The following is an 18,621-nucleotide window of genomic DNA, read 5'->3' as shown; positions in this document are numbered from 1 at the left end:
GTCGTACTCATGAGGCCATTCGTCATAAACTTCCCTGCCGCAATCACACCAACCTGCGACTCTCTGTAATTTTCCGTTCATGGTTACTATTCTCAATCTTCGCTTTAAAGCTATGCAGTTATTGTAAACCATTATATACAAATGCTTTTTATTTGGCAAGTGAATTCACGAAATTATTTTGAAACATTCGGTTATAACGGTCATATATATAGTATTAGGTGATACCAGTTATCATTATTTTATTATTTAAGGAGTGAACAGCTTTGTGCGGAATTACAGGCTGGCTGGATTGGACGCAGGATATGTCCGAATCCGGCCCTGTCATTGACAGAATGGTCGACACCCTTACTCCCCGCGGTCCTGATACTCGGGGAAAATGGCTTTATCCCGAAATTGCTTTGGGCCACAGCAGGCTGGCAGTTGTAGATATTGAAGGAGGAAAACAACCCATGACCCGCTGGCGCGGCGGCTGGGCCTATACGATTACTTATAACGGAGAATTGTATAACACCGAAGAAATCCGCCAGGCTCTCTCAGCGAAAGGGTATTCCTTCCAAGGGCATTCTGATACGGAAGTCCTGCTTCTGTCTTATCTGGAATGGGGCGTGGATTGCGTTCAGAAACTCAATGGCATTTTCGCGTTTGGGATCTGGGACTGCCGGGAAAAATCTCTCTTTCTGGCCCGGGACAGAATGGGCGTTAAACCGCTGTTTTATTATCATAAATACCCGTCGTTCATTTTTGCTTCAGAACTTAAAGCGCTACTTGCCCATCCGGATATCCCTGCGGTCATTGACCGTGAAGGCCTCGCCGAACTTTTTATGATTGCCCCGGCCAGGACTCCGGGTTTTGGTGTTATTAAAAACATTTGTGAACTGAAACCCGGATACGCGATGCTGGTTAAGTATGAGGGAATAAGACAGTGGCCGTACTGGCGGCTTGAAAACAAACCGCATACAGATGATATCCGAACAACGGTCGATCATGTTCGCGAACTGGTCATCGATGCCATTTCGCGTCAGCTTGTCTCCGATGTTCCCCTAGGGACTTTATTGTCCGGAGGTCTGGATTCCAGTATCATAACGGCTATCGCTGCCAAGAAGTATCAGGCTGAAGGGAAAATCCTCCCCACGTTCTCTATTGACTACATCGCTAACGACAAATATTTTCAAGCAAATGACTATCAGCCGGATCCGGATGCTCCATGGGTGCGTAAAATGGCCAATTGCTTCAACACCAACCACCATAATCTGTTTCTGGATACTGCAGAACTGGTCGAAGCTTTGACAGACGCTGCCGCAGCCAGAGACCTGCCGGGTATGGCCGATGTTGATTCTTCCCTGCTGCTGTTCAGCCGGAGAATCAAAGAGTCGGTAACGGTCGGACTTTCCGGGGAATGCGCAGATGAAGTTTTTGGCGGATATCCGTGGTTTCACCGGGATGATCTTAAAAATGCAGATACCTTTCCGTGGTCAACGGACCTTCAAACTCGCCTCCAGATCCTATCACCGGAAATTCTCCAGATCATCGCACCTTTAGATTATGTAAGAGAGCGCTACCGGGAAGCCGTTTCAGAAGTTCCCGTTTCGGGGACCGGGGACGCCAAAGTAGACAAAGATAAACGAATCAGTTACCTGACTTTGACCAGATTCATGCCCACCCTGCTTGACCGCAAAGACAGAATGACGATGGCTTCCGGTCTGGAAGTCCGCGTGCCTTTCTGTGACCACCGGATTGTTGAATATGTCTGGAATATTCCGTGGGAAATGAAGTACTGGCAAAATCGCGAAAAAGGGCTTTTGCGAACCGCCCTGGAAGGCATACTTCCTGAAGATGTTCTATGGCGGCGCAAAAGCCCTTACCCCAAAACCCACCATCCGCAATTCCTGGAGATGGTCACCGGCAGACTTCGTACTGTTCTGGAAGACTCTGCCTCACCGCTGTATGATTTAGTGAATAAAAAACAACTTCTGGACTTAATGGCCAATCCGTCGTCCGATGCCAATCGACCGTGGTTCGGTCAGCTGATGGACACACCCAGACTTTTTGCCTTTCTGCTGCAGCTGGATTTCTGGTTCAAAAAATATAAGATCAGTATCATCTGATCTTCAGAGGAAATTATACAAATCCCATATTCAGCATAGGATCGCTTAATACACGCGAAATTTAACGTCATGTAGTCTATCCGCGGCCAAGCGGAGCACGATGCGAAGCGCGGCTTTTTGCGCCAAGGAGGGCGCAATAGCCGAAGAGCGGTTAGGGTACATGGCGTAAACCCCAAATAAATAATATAACAAAGAGAAACTGCCCCGCGGAGAACATTTTGCTTTATTCCTCTCCGGAGGCAGTTTGGCTTTTTCGGACAAATTCAATCACTTTTTCATCATCTTCTTCACCGATGACATTCGTAAGCAGAAAGTCAAGACCAGGCAGTGAGGTCTTGGGCCTTGCCTCACCGGTCTGCAGCAATTCTTCCACGCGTACGAGGTCGAAATCCACCTCGGGTCTGGGATTTCCCCTGCCCTGAGGAATACCGTTCATTAACGGCCGCATGGCTTTTTCATCCGCAGCAGCAATCGTGTTGTAGCCCAGCTCCTCCATGGCCACCTCATTCATCACCGGGCTTTGACCGGCGCTCTTATCAAGCCGCAGAATGTTATTTTGCCTTGCCCAATGATCCTGAGGATTTCTGGACTCATTGTTTTGGACAATCGCAGTTTTCAGGGCATTTTTGACAAAAGCAGACCGTTCCTCCGGAGGGATCTGCGAAAGAACCCTCCAGAGCTCAAAATCTTCATTTTCAGAAATATAGAGTACAAGATGACCTGTTGTTTTCATTATTCAACATTTACTTTCCTGGTAAGATTGTTGACCAGGTTTGCGGCCATAATCCGGAAACCTGCTGCATTCCCAAACTGAGGATCGTCAATCAGAATCTTATTTTCCAGATTCAGATATTCAAAGATCATCTCTCCAACTTTACCGGCAACAAGAATTGTATGAATCCTGCCGGCCATCGGTTTCAGCGTCTTCATAATTTCCCTGGAAATATCAGCGGCCAGTTGGGCCAGCATCTTCTTCATGACAGGATTAAGGTCAATTGCTCCGTTATTCCACGGATATAATCCTTTATTCACTCTGAAAATTTTATCAAGTTCCTTGTCATCCGTCTCGATCGGGTTGGTATGGTTCATGGTCATTTCTTTGAGTTTTTCAGCTACGCCGGCATAGGCCCATTGCAGCCCCTTCTCAATGCTGAATGAATTCGGCGGATCAAGCATAATGCCATCGTAAAATGTGGCAATATCCGTCGTTCTGAAACCAGGATCTATAACAACGACATAACCGCCGAAAAGCTTCGGATTGGTCGGTTTGCCGTCTTCAGTCAGTGTTTCCTTGATGAATACGCCGTAACTTTGAGGCAGCACTCGCGAACGGAGAATGTTCATACTGCGCGTTTGTCCTTTGAATGTGCCGGACAGAAAAGTCACAGAAAAAGAACCCTTTAATTCTGCCTCATATTTGTCTTTCAGAGAGGCGTAGAATTTGACAGGAACCCCGGTTCCGAGATAGATGTTCGTCTTAGGATAAGGCTGGGCCAAAGCTAAGCCCACGATCAGCAAAGACATCGCTTCTTCGTCCATAGATTTATCTTCATCCCAACAATAATGAGCTTCTTTGGGATTCAGACTCTCGGCCAGGCTTCCCATAAAATAATGCCGTTCTACGCCGCTGGAATTATTTCTGACAATGACATCAAGAGAAGCGATTTGTTTATCGAGATCCGATCCTTTTTCAAGCTCAGTTCTGCCCAAGGTTGAGAAAATTCTCTCATTACCATTACAGATGAGTGCAGGAAATAATATCTTCGTATCGCCAATATCGAGCTTTATGGCGCCAAAACCAGGATCTGCACCAGCAACCAGTATGTCGTTTTCGAACACGTGCTTTCCTCCTTATTCTACAAAAAATATGAATTTCCAAATTAATTCTATCATTCTATTCATTGTATATCAAAACAAAGTTCTTGGGAAGATTTTAAACACTCCATTTTCTTGATTTTTTTGGTAATCACATGGCATTTTCCTCATAACTTTCAGGAAATTGAGAATAAATTGCCCGGACAGGGAAAAAATTAATAGAGATATTGGCCGAAAGGAGCACACGCCATTGCTGATCGGTATTGTTCGAACGATTATCCTCTATTTGATTATTGTCCTCGTCTTAAGAGTCATGGGTAAAAGACAAATTGGTCAGCTCCAGCCTTTTGAGCTTGTTATTATTCTGATGATTTCCGAACTTGCCGTTATCCCGAGTCAGGATTCCGGTATTCCGCTGGTGGCGGGCTTATTTCCGGTCCTGATCCTGCTTCTGCTCGGTCTAGCCATTTCGGAGATCGCTTTAAAGAGTGAAAAAGCCCGCGGTATCATCTGCGGTACACCGACCATTCTGATCAATAAGGGGCAAATCCTTGAAGGAGAACTCAGAAAACTCCGCTACAACCTCAGTGATCTGCTTGAACAGCTCCGGGCGAAAAATCTGCCGAACATCGCCGATGTAGAATATGCGATTTTAGAAACCAACGGTCAGCTTAGTGTTATCCCCAAAACAGGCAAACGTCCGGTGAATACGCAGGATTTGAAGCTGCAGGTAATAGCTGAAGGTCTGCCTTTAGCCTTGATCATGGACGGTAAGCTCCAGCAAAAGAATCTGGAAAAATCGGGTGTCAATATTCAATGGCTGAATAAGGAACTGACCAAAGCAAATGTTCCGGATATTAAGAAGGTGTTTTTTGCGAGCATCGACTCCCAGCGCAAGCTCTATATTCAGCAAAAAGCAGACCCAAACAAATAATTCCAAATAAATATTCTCTTTTGAAAAGGAGGAGACAGCATGCGTTCGACGCTCACCATTATCCTGGGTTTCGTGATTCTAATCGGATCGACCTTATGGGTGGCCGACAGGATCGATTCTACTTCCGGCGCTGTTCTGGATAATCTGGATCAGGTCGAGCTTCTGATCGCCTCTGATAAATGGGACGAAGCCTCCCTAACGATACAGCAAACCTATGATCATTGGACCAAACTGCACGATTGGTGGTCCATTTTTCTTAATCACAGTATCCTGAACAATATAGAAATTTCCTACAAACGCCTTTCCCAATACGTTAAGTACAAAGAAAAAAGCCATTCCATGGCTGAATTGAATACTCTGACGTTCCTGCTACAGGAGGTCCCGAAATCAGAAACATTGAAATTAAATAACATTTTATAAAAGTTAAGCGATCAGACTTGTTCAAAACTGCGGGGCTAACAAATATGAACTGGCGTAGCTTTTTCCGGAAGTATGTTCGAATTATCTCCATCAATGAATTATTTGCGCTTAGCGGACAGGTTGCCTACTACATCATCCTGTCCTTTTTCCCGTTTGTTATTTTCCTTCTGACCTTGGTCGGTTTTTTGGACATCAGCAATGTGGAGTTCTTCGACAGTTTTAAGTTCCTGCTGCCTGCCGAAACCATCCAAATGGTTGAGACCATTGTCATTGAGATCTTCAGCGTCCGCAGCAGCCCTGCTTTGCTTGTCTTAAGCATGATTGGCGCTCTGTGGGCATCTTTGAATGGTATCAATGCCTTGATGAGAGGAGCCGGCAAAGCCTACGGTCTTCAGGAAACCTGGTCGTTTTTTCGTTTAAAACTTTCGGCTTTGCTTTTTTTTGTTATCGTTGCGCTGGCTATTGTTGGTTCATTCCTGGTATTAATCTTCGGTCAAAAACTGGCCAATATTTTTGTCTATCTTTTAGGGCCGGACAACATATTTCCGCTCATCTGGCAGAACCTTCGCCTGCTTATCCAGTTTATTTTTCTGATTATGATCTTCATCCTGCTGAATATCATCGCAACCCACAACAAATATCCGATCCGGAGTTACTTTGCTGGTTCATTATTTTCCGCAGGCGGATGGATTATTATTTCTCTGGCCTTTGCCTATTACGTGAATCATTTCAACAGCTATACCCTGGCCTACGGAAGCATTGCAGGCATCATCATTCTTCTGTTGTGGCTGTACTGGAGCTGTGTTATATTCCTGCTCGGCAGCGCACTGAATGCTGCGTTAATTGACAGGGCTAATTGAGCCCGTCAAAATCCAGCGTCGCAAAATAATCCTCAATGGTTTCGGCTCTTCTGATCATCTCAACCCGGCCGTCAGTTTTCAGAAGAAGTTCTTTTGACCTGAGCTTGCCGTTATAATTGAATCCCATGGCATGTCCATGGGCACCCGTATCATGAATCACCACAAGATCTCCGATATCCATTTTGGGCAAAATCCTGTCTACCGCAAATTTATCGTTGTTCTCACAAAGCCCTCCGGTCACATCATACTGATGGTCCGGTATCAACTGTTCTTTCCCAACAACCGTGATATGATGATAAGCCCCGTAAATCCCCGGACGCATCAGATCAGCCATGCTGGCATCGAGTCCGATGTAGTTCTTGTAGATTTCTTTTTTATGAAGCACTCTGGCGACCACATAACCGTAAGGTCCTGTAATCATCCGTCCGCACTCCATGGCGACCTTCAACGGGTCCAGTCCTGCCGGAACAAGCAGTTGTTCGTAAACCTGTTTGATCCGTTTCCCGACATATTCCAGATTTACAGGATCCTGACCCAGCCGGTACGGAATTCCGATCCCACCGCCAAGGTTAATGATCTCAATCCGGATACCGAGCTTTTCTTTCAGTTCCACCGCCAGTTCAAACATCATCCGGGCCGTCTCGACAAAAAACTCCGGATCAAGTTCATTGGAAATTACCATGGTATGAATACCTAATCTTTTGGCACCGAGACTTCTCACTTTGGCATACGCTTCAAAAAGCTGCTCTCTTGTCAGTCCGTATTTGGCATCTTCGGGTTTTCCGATAATCGTATTGCCCTCGCGCAGCGGACCGGGGTTATAGCGGAAAGAGATCATTTCAGGGATTCCGGCTTCTCTGTCCAGAAAATCGATATGGGTGATATCGTCCAGATTGATGATCGCTCCGAGGTCCCTGGCCTTGCAGAATTCGGCTGCCGGCGTATCATTTGAGGAGAATACGATGTTTTCTCCTTTCAACCCGGCCTTCTCGGCCAAAATAAGTTCTGGAAGAGAACTGCAGTCTGCGCCTGTTCCCTCTTCGGCCAGAATTTTTAAAATATACGGATTTGGTGTTGCTTTTACCGCAAAATACTCCTTAAATCCTGGATTCCAGGCAAAGGCAGCCTGAAGCCTGCGTACGTTCTCCCGAATTGCTTTTTCATCGTAAATATGAAAAGGCGTTCCATACTCCTGGGCAATTCTTTCAATTTCCTGACTGGAAAAAGGCAATGATTTATTCGACATGGTCGCATCCTCCTATTAAGGTAAATTGGCGGCAGCCTAAGCTGAAATTCGATGTATCAGAAAGCGCTTACCGTATTTTCAAATACACGAAAAAAGTTTACGGATACTACCCGTAAACCTGAAAAATCCTATTTTCCCGGCATATCAAACGCCGGTAATTTGAAAGGTTCCGAATAGCGCTTCATTCCGTTTCAGAATGACAGTTTTATACTCTTTCAGTATAAACCCAGCCCGACTCTTGGCCATCATCCGGCTTCGGCAGTGTTTCCTTTCTTTATTCGTCATCGACTGGCATCTCGGAATCATTACTCTTAAGCACTGCGCCTCTATCCCTAAAAATATTCAATTTGCCCAATTATTTTAGCACATCCGACAGAAAAGGACAACTTCCGATAAGAATAATTCCTGTCTGATCGATTAAGCTTCCTCTTCCTCTTCTGCCGTATGCTCCAGCGGCGGGAGATCCTGAATAGATTTCAGGCCAAAGTGGATAAGAAAATCTTCGGTTGTCCCGTAAAGGATCGGCCGTCCCGGACCATCCTTCCGTCCCAAGTCTTTGACCAGCCCTCTTTCAACCAGCGTAGCCAGCGCCCGGTCGGATTGGACGCCGCGGATGAAATCAATTTCGCCGCGGGTAATCGGCTGTTTGTAAGCAATAATCGACAGGACTTCCAACGCTGCATTCGATAGTATCTGAGAAGGATGTTTGTACAAGACTTCGATGTAACCGGCAAGTTCAGGCTTCGTTCCGAGCCGGAAACCCTGTTCCAGCTCAATAAGCACCAAACCGCTCGCGGGATCTTCATATCTGTCTTTTAGTGCCTGCAGAAATTCAGGCACATGATCGGCCGGTATCTCCAGTATCTCTGCAATTTTCGTCATGCTCAGCGGTTCCTTGGCCACAAAAAGCAAAGCTTCCAGGGCAGCAATTTCCGTATCCTGAAACAGCATCATCCCGATTCCTCATTTCGAAAGTCCCAAGCTTTTTCGGTTGGAACCAAAAATATTTCATTGGCCTCCTTGCTTTGCTCCGCCCTGACCTTTCCTTCTTTGAGCAGCTCAAGCAAAGCGATAAAGGCTACCACAATTTCTACCCTCGATCCGTATCTTAGAAGCTGACTGAACTTCAGCCCTTTGGGATGTAGGATCATTCTGCGCATGATGTCGCTCGTCATCATCTCCACAGGGATTTCTTCGACCTGCACATACTGGATATCCTCACCTTTTTCAACCCGCTCCAGAACAGCTTGGAACGCCTTGAACAAATCCTCCATGACAATGCCCTGCAAAGGGTTCGGCGGCGGGATTCTGGAAAGGATCTCTTCAAGATCGATTTCCCGGAAATACCTGCTGCCCAGTGTTTCGTCCCTCGAACTCAAAAACGAGGCAATGTTTTTAAAAGCCCTGTAGGTGACAAGCCTTTCCACAAGGTCTTGTTTCATCTCTTCTTCCAGCAGCAGTTCCTCTTCGGTCTTTTGCGGTTTTGGTAGCAGCTGCCGTGATTTCAGATACAACAGATGGGCCGCCAGCACCAGAAATTCCGAAGTCACTTCCATATCCAGCGCTTCTAATCTGCGGACAGTAGCGATGAATTGATCGGCAATGAGCGCGATCGGAATATCATAAATATCAACTTTATGCTCCTGGATCAGATGAAGGAGTAAATCCAAAGGGCCTTGAAAATTTGGGATTTCAACATAGGGGGCACGTTTTAGAGCATCATCCATCAGATCCCCAGCGCTGACCGGACTTCCGCCATGGTTGCTGCAGCGGTAATCCTGGCTTTTTCGGCGCCCTCCTGCAGTACTTTTTCAACCTTGCCGTCTTCATCCCAGAATAATCTTCTTTCCCGATAGGGGGCAAGCACTTTATCGATGTTTTCAGCCAGATACTTCTTACAGGCGACGCAGCCGATTTTGCCGGCGCAGCATTCTTCTTCGACCCGCTTTACATCCGGCGTATAAATATGGTGAAACTTGGAAACCACACAGACTTCCGGATGTCCCGGGTCGTCCTTGCGGAGGCGCTCGGGATCCGTGATCATCTGTTTGACCCTGATATTGATTTCTTCCGTTGAGGCTGTAAGCGAGATTGCGTTGTTATAGCTTTTGCTCATTTTTCGGCCGTCGACACCCGGCAGCAGCGGCACTTTGCCGATAAGGGCCTGCGGTTCGGGAAAAACGTTCCCATACAGGTAATTAAAACGGCGTCCGACTTCCCTGCAAAGTTCGATATGCGGGATTTGGTCTTCTCCTACCGGGACGGCTTTGGCCTTGTAGACGAGAATATCCGCCGCCTGCAGTAAAGGATAACCTAGAAAACCATACGTATGCAGGTCTTTGCCTTCATTTCCGAGCTGCTGGAGCTGATCCTTATACGTCGGCACTCTTTCCAGCCACGAAATCGGCGTAAACATGGAGAACAAAAGGTGAAGTTCCGCATGTTCTTTGACCTGGGATTGAATGAACACGGCGCTCTTTTCAGGATCTATTCCGACACTCAGCCAGTCCAGAGCCATTTCTCTGATTAAAGCCTTAAGGTCAAGCTTATCTTCATAACCAGTGGTCAGCGCATGCCAGTCGACAATGCCAAAATAGCATTCATATTCATCCTGGAGCGCAGCCCAGTTCTGCAGAACGCTTAAATGTCCTATGTGCAGCGAGCCTGTCGGCCGCATACCGCTAAAAATTCTGTTTCTCAAAGTCATTTCTCCCTTCAGAATTTTACAATTCATAAAGATCTATTTTATATTGGTTTATTATCTATGCAATCAGCTCTATCATTCTTTTCGAGCAGGATTTCGAGATACCTTTTTTCTTCATCCGGAGTCCGGATTTTTCCTTCGAGCCAGGCCAGCCGAATTTGTTTCAGGATGCTGCCGATTTCCGGTCCTTCCCTGACGCCTGATTGCCGCAGATCTTTTCCGGTTGTTTTCATTTGGATTCCCTCGCGCAGCAAACGGTATTTTTTCAGAGGGTCCGTATAGGCATCATCACTGCCAAGAATATTAAACAACAATAACGGAACTCCTGCAAGTAATTCATCAAGGTTTTTTAGATCGGTAAGATCTTCCAGTTTCAAGGCTTGCTTCAGCCGCAGGTATTCCAGCGTAATCCTTTTGAGAGATTTAGGTAAGGTCAGTCTGTCCAAAACAGCGGAAATCTCATTACTGTCCAGATTTTTCAGGCTGATGAGCCATCGTTCGGTCAATGACCTTTGCTCACCGACGGACTCCGCCTCCTCAAAATTCCAGGCATAATCTGCTTTAAACCAGGCTTTGAAAATACCGTTCCGTATTAATTCGCGGCCCATGCGCTGAAACTTGGCTTCCTTATAGATCAGGATCAGTTCTTCCGTAAAGCGTTCCGCACTGATTTTGGCAAAAACGTCCTCTTTTAAGGCGATTGGCATCGCATCCGCCGTCACCTTGGCAAGCTTGAACTCATACCGAACTGCAAACTTTATCGCTCTGAGCATCCGGGTAGGATCGTCAATAAAGCTGAGGTTATGCAAGAAACGAATTTCCTTTTGCTGCAGGTCACGAAAACCGCCATAATAATCAATGATATCGCCAAAGCTGTCTTCGTTCAAACATAAAGCCATGGCATTAATGGTGAAATCTCTCCGGAGCAAATCCTCTCTGAGGGTTGACTCCTCCACAACCGGCAAAGCTCCGGGAAAATCATAATCCTCCCGGCGGGTTGAAGCAATGTCCAAATGTGTGCCGTTGCAGAAAATCAGACTGGCTGTGCCAAAGGACGCATGCAAGACCAATTTGTCGCAAGTCAGTTTTTTACTCAGAATCCTGCCCAGCTCAATCCCGTTGCCTTCGACAACAATATCCAGATCATTGTTCGGCATATTCATTAGTAAATCCCTGACAAAACCGCCAACCAGATAGACCTGGTTCCCCATTTCCGAAGCGGCTTCCCGAATTACCGCCAGATCATCCTGAATGTACTGGGGAAGCCCTGCAATATGCCGCAGGATTTCTTCCCGTCTGGCTATGCTTCTGTCTCTGGCAAGCTCATTTAAGGTCGGTACGACGCTGCCATAAATGAGCCGCATCACATCGGATCTCGACACAATGCCGGTAAGGATCTCGTTTTCCACCACCGGGATTCTGCCGATATCATGTAAAACCATCAGCTTCTGGACTTCTTCCCAACTTAAATCCGGCTGGACCGTGATCACGTCCCGGGTCATAAACCCCTTCACCGGAGCGTGCTGCAGCCCGTGTTTCAAGGCCTTGTCCACGTCCCTGCGCGAGATAATCCCGACAAGTTTTTCATCCTGGACAACAGGCAGACCGGTATGCCCGTACTTTAGAAGCATCTTGCCTACCTCTTCGATCGAGGTATCCGGGAAAACCGTTTTAACAGGATAACTCATGATGTCGCGTATCGTCGTTGGTTTCTCTGCCCTCAGCTTGATCTCTTCTCGTAACAGCCTGATGATGCTGTCTATATTGCCATTTTTGATTACGGCTGAAGCGGCTTTTTCATGGCCTCCGCCGCCAAAAGCCTGAACAATTTCATTGAGTGGCAGGCTGCTGCCTCCTCTTGCTCTGCCGACAAGATAGACCCGGTCTTCCATCTTCACGACGAGGAAAAAGATCTCCGCATTCTCAAATTCACCGATCCGGTGAGCAAGCAAAGCCAGCCCTGAAAAATACTCCCTGCTTTCGGCATAAGAGATAAAAACCGGCATTTCATTATATTTTTCGATCACGCCGTTATCCAGTAACTGCTGGAATAAGTCCTTTTGCTCCGAGGTAAGCGGTCTCTGCAGATACTCCGCCATAACGGCAAGCTCAGCCCCTTCTTCCACAAGATAGGCGGCTGCCAGCAGATCCCTCGGTGTTGTGTTTGCAAAAAGCAGGCTTCCGGTGTCATCATAAATTCCCAGAGCCATTAACGTCGCATCGAAACTGGTCAGGTTTATGCCTCTTTGCTGAATCTGTTCGACCAGAATCGTCGTACAGGCTCCGACCATTTCAATAATCTGGTTCTGACCATCCGGTTCGACGACAGGATGATGGTCAATGATCTCAATTGGGATGGTCCGAAGCCTGTCCATAAGCTTTTTATTGCCGATGGACCGTTCGATTTCCTGTGTATCCACGAGAATGATCTTTTCTACCTTGTCCACGTCAATATCTTTGAAGCGGTAGTAGGGCAATTGTTCTTTGGCCAGCGATAAAAATTCCTGTACATAAGAACTGTATTTGCCGTCGATTACCAATACGGCTTCCGGACATAGCTTTTGGGCTGCGGCCATCGCTGCAAGCGCATCAAAATCAAGAAATTGATGTGATAGGATAATGATCATCGCTGATTCTCCATCCATGCCCTTTTCGCCGATAAATCCAGAACGTCTTTACTGCTCAGCATCCTTATTTATCTCACCCATTGCCGCGTCAATTTCATTCTGCGTCATACCTTCTTTTTTCAGCCGATGATCAATCGCATCGACCCAGAACCCGCATTTGGCAGCCATTTTTTTGAAAGCTTTCCCGTTCACTTTACTTCTCTGGGCACGAGATTCGGCATTGCCCTGAACGATACTGCAGATATACCTGGCTTGGAAACAGGCAGCCTGGTCCATCTCGCTATATGTTTTGTTCAGCTGTTCAATCACACCGGTATAATACGTCTTGAATTCTTCAAATGCAATCTCCGTCTCCATTTGAAGGTATTCCTTCAATTTGGCCATTTTTTCGTCCATTGTACCCTCCTGTATCTCCTCTTCAGATAGAAACGATCTTTTTGATCTTGATTTTAATCCCTATCTATCTTAATTCCTATCCTATTATATAAGAAAATAAAGAATTTGGAAAATAAAAATATATTGAACCTGTTAGCCGGATACTTGTTGATTAATTTGCCAGGAGTGCCATAATGTATTAGGAAAAAGTTTACTGTCGAAGCCGTACCCTATGTATACCGATGCAGAAAAGACGAAGGAAAAAGACGAAGGAGGCCTTTCAGCAATGGAATTCACACCTGCCATGACACTGTCTGTCATTATCTTTGCAGCTGCCTATCTGCTCATCGTTACTGAAAAGATCGACAGAGTGATCATCGCGCTCGGCGGCGGCGTTCTGATGGCGCTTACGGGGCTATTAGACCATGAAAATCCTTACGAAGCCATCGACTTTAATACACTTGCCCTGCTGATCAGCATGATGGTGATCGTTATGATCACCCAGCGCACCGGTGTGTTCGAATTTCTGGCCATTAAAGTTGTCAAGCTGGCCAAAGGAGAACCCTGGAAAGTGTTGGTGTACCTTTCCTTCATTACAGCGATTGCTTCAGCCTTTCTGGACAATGTAACCACAATTCTGTTGATTCTCCCGATCACGCTGGATGTCACAAAAGACCTTAAGATAAAGCCCATCCCGTTCGTCATCAGCCAGATCTTTGCTTCGAATATCGGCGGCACGGCGACCCTGATCGGCGATCCGCCAAATATCATGATCGGGACGAAAACAGGCTTAAGCTTTATGGATTTTGTTATTAATGTTGCGCCAATCATTGTTCCTATCCTGTTCGTCACCATTGGAGCATTTCTGCTGGTCTATAAAAAATATCTCCATACAAAAGAAGAGAATAAAAAAAAGGTCCTGCTGCTCAACGAATATGAAGCAATCAAGGATAAAAAGCTCCTTACTAAATGCCTAATCGTACTGGGCCTGACCATCCTGGGCTTTATCTTGCATAGCGTTTTAAATTATCCGTCTTCGGTCGTAGCCATGACCGGAGCAGTCCTTCTTCTGCTGATTTCCGGAGTCAACCCGGAGAGAGTATTTAAAGAAGTCGAGTGGAAAACGATCTTCTTCTTTGCCGGTCTTTTTATGCTGGTGGGCGGTCTGGAACGGGCCGGAGTTTTGGAGGTGCTTGCGAAAAGTATTGTTCAGCAAACCAACGGTGATATGTTTTTACTCGGAATGGCCGTTCTCTGGGTTTCCGCGATCGCTTCGGCCTTTGTTGACAACATCCCGTTTACCGCGACCATGATCCCGCTGATTCAGGAAGTCGGCGTGCTGACCGGAATGGATATTACACCGTTATGGTGGGCGCTCTCACTGGGGGCCTGTCTGGGCGGAAACGGCACCATTATCGGGGCAAGCGCCAATGTCGTGGCTTCCGGTATGGCCGAGGAAGCGGGATACAAAATAACCTTCGGCCAGTACTTTAAAGTCTGCTTCCCCATAATGCTGATCACCGTCGCCATCAGTACGGTTTACCTTGTTCTGCGCTATTTGATTTAGTTTAATACAAGATGCCTCTCAACAATTATTACCCTGTATCCCTGCTTTTTTAAAATTGAATATCTAGATATGCTTCCTGACTCCGGAAATTCTTGCAGACAATTGATTGCTGTTTCAATCGACTATCTATTCCCTATTAATGGGGGATGCAGCTTTCTTAGCGATTAGTTGAGAAACTACAACACAGATCACTATCAAAAGAAACGGTACCGTTGCGAATACGATAAAGTTCGTTATCAAAGACGCCTCTTGGGCTATCAATATCCCTCCAGTCATCGGTGCGAAAGATCCGCCGAAACGCCCCACTGCATTAGCCCATCCTAATCCGGTCCCACGAAAGGCAAGTGGATAGCTGACTGATATGAATGTAAAGATCAATCCCAATAACCCATACATACCAGCTCCAAGGACAAACAGAACAATTGATACCAGAATTGTATCTAGTTTCAGCATCAAAAGCAGAACAACAAGGGCAGGAACCGCTGCATATAAGGATAGTGTATTTTTAAGTCCAATTTTATTGGCTAACGGACCCGATAGAAGGATACCAGGTATTGACCCGAGGATGAAAGTGAAAAAGAACGTGAGACTGGATCCTAAGTTATATCCTGCACCCATCATCATTTTAGGCAGCCATGTTACTAAGCCGTAAATGATAAACATACATAGTGCCATGATTAACCAATATAAAATAGTATTCACAGCCATGCCATTTCTAAATAGACTTAGGAATGATCCTTTGTCGGAAGGTCGGATTTCTGTTTCGTATTGCTCGTCTATGCTAGGAGTGTATTCAGGGGCAACTAATTTTAAGATCTTTTGAATTTTTTCTCTTTTATCGTCTTTTATTAATTTTTGCATAGATTCAGGTAAGTAAAAAATACAAAAAACAATTAAAATCAGGGGAATAAAACCAATCAGAAACATTGGTCTCCACCCAAACGATGGCAAAATAGCCATACCTGCCAAAGTGCTCAACATTCTTCCAAGCGGCATTCCCAGAGTCGTCGTGTTAATCAATTGAATACGATTTTTTAAAGGACTATATTCAGCAAGCATAGCAAAGGTAACTGGGGCAATTCCGGCAGCACCCATTCCTGTTAAAACTTGGTATAAAGAAAACTGCCATACTGTTGTTGCAGTTCCCATCAGACCTGTGAACATCGCGTAAAAGCCAATAGCTAACATGAATACTTTTTTATTACCTATTTTATCAGCTAACATTCCAAATATTATTCCGCCGGCAATCATTCCATATAGTGTATAACTACCAATTAGGCCAAAAACTGTTGGCTCAATACCAGTATCTTGAATCAGCGAAGGAAGGGAAGTACTGTAAACCCCCTGAGCGTATCCATCAAATAATAGACCCAAGAAAGCTAATACCGCCACGATAACAAAAAATCTATTCATTTTGCTTTGGTCGATGGTTTTTGGAACATTTACAGTACTCAATTAACTTATCTCCTTTTTATTAATCCTAATCTTTAAATTGCGTTCTTAAAAGTAAAACCTCGCAAAAACATACAACATCACCGTAACCGCTTAATTTCTGACTATTTCTTCTCTATCAAAATCAAAACGCAGCTCTCAACATGCCTTGAATATAAAAATTTTTATACACTTCATGCGTATCAAGATCCTTGGCAGCAAACTTGCTCAGCACCTCAGTTATACGGTTATTCTTCCCACAGGCTGGATCATGTAGTCTTTTAAAAAGAGCTTTGAACCGTCATCGGCACCATCTTCACCATCACCATTCCGACGCCGAAACCGGACTTGACCGGCAAGCAAGATATCAAGATCATTGATACCACAATCAATGATCTGTATGAGAGGACAAGCTAAACCAGGGTAACGTTACCTCAGCCAAATTAAAACAGGCGGCCGCAAGGCCGTCTTTATTTATGTATTTATTTACTTCCTTCAATAACTGAAGCGTTTGAAAGCGCTTTCAAATTCTTCGATTTCAGAAATTTTACCGCATGGAAGATTCACATCGCAAGGCTTGACAACATATCATACGAAATAAGAGTACAACCAGTAGGAGGATCATTAACCATGGATGCCAATAATATAAACGATATAAACGATATAATCGAAAGGACGCCGGACATTATCGCCGCTGAAATAACCATGATCAAAGAACAGGCCAAAAAATACATGTTAGTCAGCGCCATTGAAATAGGCCGACGCCTTTTGGAGGCCAAAGAAAAGATCCCTTATGGTAAATATGGTTTATGGCTGGAGAACGCCGTGCAGTATACCGAGCGCACAGCCTATCATCTTATGCGCATAGCGGAAGAATACGGTCCTGAGCTGCACGGCATCCCCGACTCAAGCGCCGCCGCCTCCGGCATCAGCGCGAAAACAGAGCCGTTTGCCAAGATGGGTTATACCCAGGCAATCATTCTCCTGGGGCTTCCGGCGGAGGAACGCGCGGAGTTCATTACCCAATTTGATCTTGAGAATATGTCCGTCCGCGAGCTGCAGCAGGCGGTCAATGACAGGAAACAGGCCCTCGCTGAGAAAGAGGCGCTGCAGAAAGAGAGTGGTGCCCAAAAGAGCGCCATCTCCCAATTATCCAATGAGCTTGGCCAGGCGAAAAAAGAAGCCACGGATAACCTGCAAGCCGTATGGGCCGAGCAGGGAAATGTTTTGAAGCTGCAGCGGAAGCTTGACGTACTTGAAAATGGAAATGCAGCAGCCAAGCGCATCGCCGAGATAGAACTTGAAAGCAAGATCTTAAAGCTCAACCTGTCCATGACCCAGGCAGACGCCCGCTTCGATCTGATAGCCAAAGGATTCGACGATCTGTTTATCGCCATCAAAGAAATGGCCGCAGCGGACCCGAATGCTTTCAAGTTTTATTTAATTCAGACCAACCAGTTTATATTAAAAACATCGGCGAAATTAAAGCGAATTGAGAGAGCTGTTCTCGCCGCTCCCAAAGTTCCGGCAACTCCTGAAGCTCCCACCCCATGAGCGCTCTTAAAAAAGCTGTCGGTCGGTGGGATGATCCCACGATTGGCAGCTTTATTTCTTTAAAACAAAGAGCTCAGTTTTCGGAAATAACAAACTAAACAATAAGAAAATTAAACAATCTTCATACGTTCTGCCAACATAGGTTCGTACATCATAATTGCATGATTTTCCGTGACAAAATCATCACCTATTTGATTATCATCAAGATCAAACACTTTACACGTCGGCAAATATCCTACTTTATTAGAAGATACATATAATATCCAATAAATTCTCTTGTTAAGGAGTATAAATCACGTAGTTCAAAGGTTGTTGCATGAGCAGAATAAACCTTGTTAATACCAACCTTGTGCATTGCTAATGTCGTTCTGGTTATATGGTAGTACTGGGTAATAACCATTGCACTTTGAAAATTATTCCGATCCATAATAACCTTAGAATTCTTAGCGGTCATAAATGTATCAACACCATGGCTGTCTTCAATGATCACATTTTCAGGTATTCCTGCTTTTACCAGGTAATTTTTCATTACTTTGGCTTCGTCAAACCCTTCCTTACCTGTGCCCCCACTGACAATGATATATTGAAAATATTTGTCTTTATAGAGTTCTGCGGCTTTATCTAATCTACCCTGCAATCTTTGTGACGGAGTTCCATCCAATTCAACCTTATTTCCTAAAACGATCCCAACATCACACTGACCCAGGTTATTGGCTAATCCATCAATCGTGATCAAAATAGTATGTGATAGAAACCATAATAGACCGGCAATTATTATTACTTTAAAAAACCTCTTCAGCATCATTTACCTCTCTGTAAAGCTTTAAGCTCATCCTTTCTGATATTCCTCAGCGAAATATCCGTCTTTTTCGCTTGCATACTTATAACTGGTATTTATTTCTAATATAACATGGTGCGTGACCAACTTCCATGTTTTTATGACCATTTCGTTTGTTTATAAAAATTCTCTGATTCTAACCCAA

16 protein-coding genes, 1 riboswitch and 1 other annotated feature (1 of these 18 running past the window's edge) are annotated in these 18,621 nt (G+C 45.3%); of the genes, 6 read left to right on the top strand and 10 right to left on the bottom strand.

Annotated features, from left to right (window positions below):
* Positions 1–109: a binding site (T-box leader), on the bottom strand; it reaches 138 nt to the left of the window's first position.
* Positions 110–263: 154 nt separating this feature from the next.
* Positions 264–2,105: an asparagine synthase (glutamine-hydrolyzing) gene (asnB, locus tag DEHRE_RS06665; RefSeq protein WP_025205556.1), complete on the top strand. Its 1,842-nt coding sequence runs from the start codon at positions 264–266 to the stop codon at positions 2,103–2,105.
* A gap of 223 nt (positions 2,106–2,328) precedes the next feature.
* On the opposite strand, the gene DEHRE_RS06660 is transcribed toward asnB, so the two are convergent.
* Both DEHRE_RS06660 and DEHRE_RS06655 read right to left on the bottom strand, forming a co-directional pair.
* Positions 2,329–2,838, bottom strand: a complete 510-nt coding sequence (locus tag DEHRE_RS06660) for a hypothetical protein (RefSeq protein WP_025205554.1) — start codon at positions 2,836–2,838, stop codon at positions 2,329–2,331.
* Complete coding sequence (locus tag DEHRE_RS06655) at positions 2,838–3,944, bottom strand: ParM/StbA family protein (RefSeq protein ID WP_025205552.1); 1,107 nt, start codon at positions 3,942–3,944, stop codon at positions 2,838–2,840. Before DEHRE_RS06655 ends, DEHRE_RS06660 begins: the two co-directional genes overlap by 1 nt.
* Positions 3,945–4,170: 226 nt before the next feature.
* Between DEHRE_RS06655 and DEHRE_RS06650 the strand changes: the two genes are divergently transcribed.
* Genes DEHRE_RS06650 through DEHRE_RS06640 form a run of 3 tightly spaced genes read left to right on the top strand, consistent with a single transcriptional unit; the run spans position 4,171 to position 6,134 of the window.
* Complete coding sequence (locus tag DEHRE_RS06650) at positions 4,171–4,854, top strand: DUF421 domain-containing protein (protein ID WP_019225535.1); 684 nt, start codon at positions 4,171–4,173, stop codon at positions 4,852–4,854.
* 39 nt (positions 4,855–4,893) lie between these two features.
* A complete protein-coding gene (locus DEHRE_RS06645) occupies positions 4,894–5,274 on the top strand; it encodes a DUF4363 family protein (protein ID WP_019225536.1) in 381 nt (126 codons plus the stop codon).
* 44 nt (positions 5,275–5,318) lie between these two features.
* Positions 5,319–6,134: a YihY/virulence factor BrkB family protein gene (locus tag DEHRE_RS06640; RefSeq protein ID WP_025205550.1), complete on the top strand. Its 816-nt coding sequence runs from the start codon at positions 5,319–5,321 to the stop codon at positions 6,132–6,134.
* Here the strand turns inward: DEHRE_RS06640 and DEHRE_RS06635 are convergent.
* From DEHRE_RS06635 to DEHRE_RS06610, 6 genes are all read right to left on the bottom strand, one after another.
* Complete coding sequence (locus tag DEHRE_RS06635) at positions 6,127–7,380, bottom strand: diaminopimelate decarboxylase family protein (protein ID WP_025205549.1); 1,254 nt, start codon at positions 7,378–7,380, stop codon at positions 6,127–6,129. The two genes, DEHRE_RS06640 and DEHRE_RS06635, sit on opposite strands and share 8 nt — an antisense overlap.
* A gap of 166 nt (positions 7,381–7,546) precedes the next feature.
* Positions 7,547–7,717, bottom strand: a riboswitch (Lysine riboswitch).
* A gap of 80 nt (positions 7,718–7,797) precedes the next feature.
* Positions 7,798–8,334, bottom strand: coding sequence for an SMC-Scp complex subunit ScpB (gene scpB / locus DEHRE_RS06630; RefSeq protein WP_019225540.1), 537 nt, complete (start codon positions 8,332–8,334; stop codon positions 7,798–7,800).
* Entirely contained in the window at positions 8,331–9,107 is a 777-nt protein-coding gene (locus tag DEHRE_RS06625) for a segregation and condensation protein A (RefSeq protein ID WP_019225541.1), read from the bottom strand. Before DEHRE_RS06625 ends, scpB begins: the two co-directional genes overlap by 4 nt.
* Positions 9,107–10,081: a tryptophan--tRNA ligase gene (trpS, locus tag DEHRE_RS06620; RefSeq protein WP_025205544.1), complete on the bottom strand. Its 975-nt coding sequence runs from the start codon at positions 10,079–10,081 to the stop codon at positions 9,107–9,109. The genes DEHRE_RS06625 and trpS overlap by 1 nt, the downstream gene beginning before the upstream one ends.
* A 44-nt stretch (positions 10,082–10,125) precedes the next feature.
* On the bottom strand, positions 10,126–12,729 hold the full coding sequence (locus tag DEHRE_RS06615; protein ID WP_038603196.1) for a CBS domain-containing protein: 2,604 nt from the start codon (positions 12,727–12,729) through the stop codon (positions 10,126–10,128).
* Positions 12,730–12,759: 30 nt separating this feature from the next.
* Positions 12,760–13,107 (bottom strand): hypothetical protein, encoded by a 348-nt coding sequence (locus tag DEHRE_RS06610; RefSeq protein WP_025205540.1) that lies wholly within the window; start codon positions 13,105–13,107, stop codon positions 12,760–12,762.
* A 211-nt stretch (positions 13,108–13,318) separates the two neighbouring features.
* On the opposite strand from DEHRE_RS06610, the gene DEHRE_RS06605 reads away from it, so the two are divergent.
* Complete coding sequence (locus DEHRE_RS06605; RefSeq protein ID WP_282432042.1) at positions 13,319–14,653, top strand: ArsB/NhaD family transporter; 1,335 nt, start codon at positions 13,319–13,321, stop codon at positions 14,651–14,653.
* A 126-nt stretch (positions 14,654–14,779) separates the two neighbouring features.
* Here DEHRE_RS06605 and DEHRE_RS06600 read toward each other — a convergent pair whose 3' ends face one another.
* Positions 14,780–16,108 carry an MFS transporter gene (locus DEHRE_RS06600; RefSeq protein ID WP_025205535.1) on the bottom strand — a complete coding sequence of 443 codons (1,329 nt, stop codon included), beginning with the start codon at positions 16,106–16,108 and terminating at the stop codon, positions 14,780–14,782.
* Positions 16,109–16,714: 606 nt separating this feature from the next.
* Here DEHRE_RS06600 and DEHRE_RS06595 point away from each other — a divergent pair.
* The gene (locus DEHRE_RS06595) at positions 16,715–17,638 is read left to right on the top strand and encodes a DUF3102 domain-containing protein (protein ID WP_038603193.1); all 924 of its coding nucleotides are present in this window, start codon (positions 16,715–16,717) and stop codon (positions 17,636–17,638) included.
* Between the two features lie 235 nt (positions 17,639–17,873).
* On the opposite strand, the gene DEHRE_RS06590 is transcribed toward DEHRE_RS06595, so the two are convergent.
* The gene (locus tag DEHRE_RS06590) at positions 17,874–18,443 is read right to left on the bottom strand and encodes a YdcF family protein (protein ID WP_083221873.1); all 570 of its coding nucleotides are present in this window, start codon (positions 18,441–18,443) and stop codon (positions 17,874–17,876) included.
* Between the last annotated feature and the right edge of the window lie 178 nt (positions 18,444–18,621).

The organism is Dehalobacter restrictus DSM 9455 (assembly GCF_000512895.1).
Taxonomy (GTDB): domain Bacteria; phylum Bacillota; class Desulfitobacteriia; order Desulfitobacteriales; family Syntrophobotulaceae; genus Dehalobacter; species Dehalobacter restrictus.
This window is presented reverse-complemented; position numbering and strand designations above follow the sequence as displayed.

Bases quoted from the DNA above. Each gene is read 5' to 3' on its own strand.
- DEHRE_RS06660 (WP_025205554.1), bottom strand. From the start codon at position 2,838: ATGAAAACAACAGGTCATCTTGTACTCTATATTTCTGAAAATGAAGAT.
- DEHRE_RS06645 (WP_019225536.1), top strand. From the start codon at position 4,894: ATGCGTTCGACGCTCACCATTATCCTGGGTTTCGTGATTCTAATCGGA.
- DEHRE_RS06640 (WP_025205550.1), top strand. From the start codon at position 5,319: ATGAACTGGCGTAGCTTTTTCCGGAAGTATGTTCGAATTATCTCCATC.
- DEHRE_RS06635 (WP_025205549.1), bottom strand. From the start codon at position 7,380: ATGTCGAATAAATCATTGCCTTTTTCCAGTCAGGAAATTGAAAGAATT.
- scpB (WP_019225540.1), bottom strand. From the start codon at position 8,334: ATGATGCTGTTTCAGGATACGGAAATTGCTGCCCTGGAAGCTTTGCTT.
- DEHRE_RS06625 (WP_019225541.1), bottom strand. From the start codon at position 9,107: ATGGATGATGCTCTAAAACGTGCCCCCTATGTTGAAATCCCAAATTTT.
- DEHRE_RS06615 (WP_038603196.1), bottom strand. From the start codon at position 12,729: ATGGATGGAGAATCAGCGATGATCATTATCCTATCACATCAATTTCTT.
- DEHRE_RS06610 (WP_025205540.1), bottom strand. From the start codon at position 13,107: ATGGACGAAAAAATGGCCAAATTGAAGGAATACCTTCAAATGGAGACG.
- DEHRE_RS06605 (WP_282432042.1), top strand. From the start codon at position 13,319: ATGTATACCGATGCAGAAAAGACGAAGGAAAAAGACGAAGGAGGCCTT.
- DEHRE_RS06595 (WP_038603193.1), top strand. From the start codon at position 16,715: ATGGATGCCAATAATATAAACGATATAAACGATATAATCGAAAGGACG.
- DEHRE_RS06590 (WP_083221873.1), bottom strand. From the start codon at position 18,443: ATGATGCTGAAGAGGTTTTTTAAAGTAATAATAATTGCCGGTCTATTA.